This window comes from Nocardioides sp., assembly GCF_034670285.1.
Classification (GTDB): Bacteria; Actinomycetota; Actinomycetes; order Propionibacteriales; family Nocardioidaceae; genus Nocardioides.
Window position 1 is genome coordinate 1 of record NZ_JAXMNS010000372.1, and the last position, 3,759, is coordinate 3,759.

4 protein-coding genes are annotated in these 3,759 nt (G+C 69.8%); 1 reads left to right on the plus strand and 3 read right to left on the minus strand.

What is annotated here, in order from left to right:
- The 3 genes from VOI19_RS16045 to leuC form a co-directional block, all read right to left on the minus strand.
- The coding region (locus VOI19_RS16045) for an HU family DNA-binding protein (protein ID WP_323793970.1) at positions 1–482 on the minus strand (482 nt) is incomplete at its 3' end.
- A gap of 286 nt (positions 483–768) precedes the next feature.
- The gene (gene leuD, locus VOI19_RS16050; protein ID WP_323793971.1) at positions 769–1,374 is read right to left on the minus strand and encodes a 3-isopropylmalate dehydratase small subunit; all 606 of its coding nucleotides are present in this window, start codon (positions 1,372–1,374) and stop codon (positions 769–771) included.
- 1 nt (position 1,375) lies between these two features.
- Positions 1,376–2,815, minus strand: a complete 1,440-nt coding sequence (gene leuC / locus VOI19_RS16055; RefSeq protein WP_323793972.1) for a 3-isopropylmalate dehydratase large subunit — start codon at positions 2,813–2,815, stop codon at positions 1,376–1,378.
- Positions 2,816–2,954: 139 nt separating this feature from the next.
- Here leuC and VOI19_RS16060 point away from each other — a divergent pair, with 139 nt between their 5' ends.
- Positions 2,955–3,677 carry an IclR family transcriptional regulator gene (locus tag VOI19_RS16060; protein ID WP_323793973.1) on the plus strand — a complete coding sequence of 241 codons (723 nt, stop codon included), beginning with the start codon at positions 2,955–2,957 and terminating at the stop codon, positions 3,675–3,677.
- Positions 3,678–3,759: the final 82 nt, after the last annotated feature.

A 3,759-nucleotide genomic window follows, 5' to 3' on the forward strand; every position in this document is an offset into this window, starting at 1 on the left:
GCCGGTGCAGCGTTCTTGGCCGGGGCGTTCTTGGCGGGGGCTGCCTTCTTGGCGGCGGGAGCCTTCTTCTCCGGAGCGGCTTTCTTGGCGGGCGTCTTCTTGGCGGGGGCAGCCTTCTTGGCGGCAGCCGCGGCCTTCTTGGCCGGTGCGGTTGCTGCCTTGGCTGCCGGGGCGGCCGCAGCGAGCGTGAGCTTGGGCAGCTTCTTGGCGCCGGAGACGACGTTCTTCAGGTCTGCTCCCGGCGTGAACTTCGGGACCGACTTCTTCTTCGCCTTGACGCGGTCGCCGGTCTGCGGGTTGCGGACCCACCGGGCCTCGCGCACGCGCTTCTCGAACGATCCGAAGCCCGTGATGGCGACCTTCTCCCCCTTCGCGACCTCGCGGGTGATGGTGTCGAGCACGGAGTCGAGCGCGTGCGCGGCGGCCTTGCGATTTCCCTCGTAGCGCGCGGCGAGCGTGTCGATGAGCTGAGTCTTGTTCACTAGCTTCCCTTCCAATGAACCTGGTTCGTGCCGGGCGTGTGCTCGACATTCCCCATGCACGCTAGGTAAACGCGACCCACGTCACAATCGCCACGCCGCATCAGTACAGACAATTTTGCTTTGCGGCACACCACTCGTGAACGACGAGAAGCCCATGGCTGAGCGGATTCGCGGCACCTGGAGCGATCACGCACGAGGGGGCGCGTGGTGCCAGGCGGCGAGAATCCCTCTCAACCATGGGCTTCTGAGCAGCTCAGCATCGGGCCGTCTCGACCCGATCCGGTGGTCAGGCGTGGATCGTGGCCGGCTTCCAGGCCGGTCGCGTCGCCTCGTAGCTGTCGATGTCGTCCGCGTGGCCCAAGGTGATGCCGATGTCGTCGAGACCCTCGAGCAGGCGCCAGCGCGTGTAGTCGTCGATGTCGAAGGAGTCCTCGATCGCGTCCGGGCCCTCACCGGCATGCACGGTGCGGGACTCGAGGTCGACGGTGATGCTGGCGCCGGGCTGGTCGGCGAGCAGGTCCCAGAGGCGCTGCACGACCTTCTCGTCCACCTGCGCGGCCAGGAGACCGGCCTTGCCGGAGTTGCCGCGGAAGATGTCGGCGAAGCGGGCCGAGATCACGGCCTTGAAGCCGTAGTTCTGCAACGCCCAGACCGCGTGCTCGCGTGAGGAACCGGTGCCGAAGTCGGGACCGGCCACGAGCACCGAGCCGGCGGCGTACGCCGGGTTGTTGAGCACGAAGTCGGGGTCGCTGCGCCAGGCGCTGAAGAGCCCGTCCTCGAAGCCGTCGCGGGTCACGCGCTTGAGGTACACCGCGGGGATGATCTGGTCGGTGTCGACGTTGCTGCGACGCAGCGGGACACCGACTCCGGTGTGGGTGGTGAAGGCTTCCATGTCAGTTGCTCCCGTCGGTCGAGGCGGCAGAGGTGTTCAGGGGGGCGAGGTCGCCCGGCGAGGAGAGCGTGCCGCGGACCGCGGTCGCCGCGGCGACCGGGATCGAGACCAGGTGGGTGCGGCCACCCTTGCCCTGACGGCCCTCGAAGTTGCGGTTGGAGGTCGAGGCACTGCGCTCGCCAGGCGCAAGGGTGTCGGGGTTCATGCCGAGGCACATCGAGCACCCGGCACCGCGCCACTCGGCTCCGGCAGCGAGGAAGACCTTGTCCAGCCCTTCCTCCTGCGCCTGCAGCCGCACGCGCACCGAGCCCGGCACGACGAGCAGTCGCGTGTCGGCGGCGACGGTGTGGCCCTTGATGATGTCGGCGGCGAGCCGGAGGTCCTCGATGCGGCCGTTGGTGCAGGAGCCGATGAAGACGGTGTCGACCTTCACCTCGCGCATCGGGGTGCCGGCCTCGAGACCCATGTACTCCAGGGCCTTCTCGGCGGCGACGCGGTCTTCCGAGTTCTCGTACTGCTCGGGGAACGGCACGGCCGCACCCAGCGGGACGCCCTGTCCGGGGTTGGTGCCCCAGGTGACGAACGGCGTCATGTCGGCGGCGTCGAGGACGATCTCCTCGTCGAAGACGGCGTCGTCGTCGGTGACCAGGCTCTTCCAGTGGGCGACAGCGGCGTCCCAGTCGCCGCCGGTCGGCGCCTCGGGACGGCCCTCGATGTAGTCGAAGGTCGTCTGGTCGGGAGCGATCAGGCCCGCCTTGGCGCCCCACTCGATGCTCATGTTGCAGACCGTCATGCGGGCCTCCATCGAGAGCTCCTCGATCGCCTGGCCGCGGTACTCCACGATGTAGCCCTGTCCGCCGCCGGTGCCGGTGTGCGCGATCAGCGTCAGCACCATGTCCTTGGCGGTCACGCCCTCGGGGAGGCTGCCGTTGATCGTGACGGCCATCGTCTTGGGCTTGGCCTGCATCAGGGTCTGGGTGGCGAGCACGTGCTCGACCTCGGAGGTGCCGATGCCGAAGGCGATCGCGCCGAAGGCACCGTGGGTGCTGGTGTGGCTGTCGCCGCAGACGATCGTCATCCCGGGCTGGGTCAGGCCGAGCTGCGGGCCGACGACGTGGACGATGCCCTGCTCGACGTCGCCGAGGGGGTGCAGGCGCACGCCGAAGTCAGCCGCGTTCTTGCGCAGCGTGTCGACCTGGGTCTTGGACACGGGGTCGGCGATCGGCTTGTCCCAGTCGAGCGTGGGGACGTTGTGGTCCTCGGTGGCCAGGGTGAGGTCGGGACGACGTACGGTCCGGCCGCTCAGGCGCAGACCGTCGAAGGCCTGCGGGCTGGTCACCTCGTGAATGAGGTGGAGATCGATGTAGAGCAGGTCGGGCTCTCCGGCCGACGACCGGACGACGTGCTCGTCCCAGACCTTCTCCGACAGGGTCCTGCCCATTGCTGATCTCCTCAGGTTCTCGTGGTTGCCGCGTCCCCGTTGGGGGTCGGCGTGTGGGTCGGCGACGACAGGGGTGTCGTGGTCGCTTGTGAGAAGCGTACCGCTTGCATCCCATTGGGTGAGACGCTAATCTCAGCCTATGGACACATCAAGTGGCGTCGGCGTGCTCGACAAGGCAGCTCTCGTGCTCACCGCCCTCGAGTCGGGCCCCGCGACCCTGGCCGGCCTCGTCGCCGGCACCGGCCTCGCGCGGCCCACGGCCCATCGTCTCGCGGTCGCCCTCGAGCACCACCGCCTGGTCGCTCGCGACATGCAAGGACGCTTCGTCCTCGGGCCGCGGCTCTCCGAGCTCTCCGCGGCCGCCGGCGAGGACCGACTTCTCGCGACCGCCGGCCCCGTGCTGGCGCGCCTGCGCGACATCACCGGTGAGTCCGCCCAGCTGTGGCGCCGCCAGGGCGAGCACCGCGTCTGCGTGGCCGCCGCCGAGCGCCCCTCGGGCCTGCGCGACACCATCCCCGTCGGCTCCCAGCTGACCATGCGCGCGGGCTCCGCCGCCCAGGTGCTGCTGGCCTGGGAGGACCCCGAGCGCATGCACCGCGGGCTCCAGAACGCTGCCTTCTCCGCTGCCGCCCTCTCCGGGATCCGTCGCCGCGGCTGGGCCCAGTCGATCGGCGAGCGCGAGCAGGGCGTCGCCTCGGTCTCCGCCCCGGTCCGCTCCCCCGGCGGCAAGATCATCGCCGCGGTCTCGGTCTCCGGTCCGCTCGAGCGCCTCTCGCGTCAGCCCGGGCGCATGCACGCCCCCGCCGTCCTCGCCGCTGCCGAGCGCCTGTCGGAGTCGCTGCGACGCGCTGCGGCTGAGTGATCACCCGGGTCATCGAGTAGCCGGCCCCCCGGTCATCGAGTAGCCGGCTACGCGACGAAGGAGCGGGCCGGCGTATCGAGAT